Here is a 1,095-nt window from a genome sequence, read left to right as displayed (position 1 = left end):
TAACCCCTGAGCTCAAACCCATAGTGACTGAGCAAGGCAAGGGCATAGGCAATGGCTAAATCTGAGTCATTGGTCATGGGTAAAAGGGTTCAAGGTGGGAAGGTGGTACGATTCCAGGTGGAAAGGTAAAAAGGTGACAAATTATCGACACACAGCGGCTTCGGGCAAAGTCGCTTGGGAATATAACCTATATCCTGCAACCTGCAACCTGCAACCTGCAACCTGCAACCTGTAACCTACAAGCTGCAACCTGCAACCTGCAACCTGTAACCTGCAACCTGCAACCTGTAACCTGCAACCTGCAACCTGGAACTTGCAACTAGTTTTGGTAGTGAGTTGGTTAGTCACTGAAATCAGGACTTAGGACTCATGAAAACACTATACGGTGAGTTGAACTCAGTGACACGTCCTGCCTTAACCAAGGCCTGATAGATAAATGCGTTCGCGCCCCGCGTGACCTGCATGTCAATCGCAACTGCAACGGTCGCATAACCAGGAATATCCTTCCAATCTTCATAAATGCCAGAAATGTCAGAAGATTCTTTCACTGACTTGTTCTCCACTAGCCGCATTATAGGTGCCAGGTGCTAAGTGAATGGTAGTTCAAGCAGTGGCAATAGAAAGTGCGAAGCGTCAACGTTTTAAATGGAACAGTATCACCAGTATCGCTATCCTTACCAGTGACTGGGTTAACGTGAATAATAGATTTAACCATATTAGTCAGTAAATGGTAATTAACAGGTAATTTTTAACACCTAGTAATTAATAATTACTACTTAATATTTAATAATTAACACTTAAAACTTTATCTATAACAAGTGATACTTAACAGGTAATATTTAATACCTAATACTTAACACGTAATACTTAAGACTATGATAGAAGTAGAGCATCTAAGCAAAATCTATGGCACCACCCCAGCGATAGAGAATGTTACTTTCAGGGTTGAACCAGGAGAAATCCTAGGCTTCCTTGGACCGAATGGTGCAGGGAAAACCACTACCATGCGAATTTTGGCAGGCTATTTACCAGCAACCCATGGTACTGCCCGAATTGCTAATTATGATGTTCATGAAAATTCTATGGCAGTACGAC

General features: G+C 42.5%; 2 protein-coding genes. One reads left to right on the top strand and one right to left on the bottom strand.

The features are described 5' to 3' along the window. Positions 1 to 353: 353 nt before the first annotated feature. Complete coding sequence (locus tag F6K49_RS52065) at positions 354 to 548, bottom strand: hypothetical protein (RefSeq protein WP_143727580.1); 195 nt, start codon at positions 546 to 548, stop codon at positions 354 to 356. A 327-nt stretch (positions 549 to 875) separates the two neighbouring features. Here F6K49_RS52065 and F6K49_RS52060 point away from each other — a divergent pair. After that, a partial coding sequence (locus tag F6K49_RS52060) for an ATP-binding cassette domain-containing protein (RefSeq protein ID WP_293107457.1) occupies positions 876 to 1,095 on the top strand: 220 nt, incomplete at its 3' end.

This window comes from Moorena sp. SIO3I6, assembly GCF_010672095.1.
This window is presented reverse-complemented; position numbering and strand designations above follow the sequence as displayed.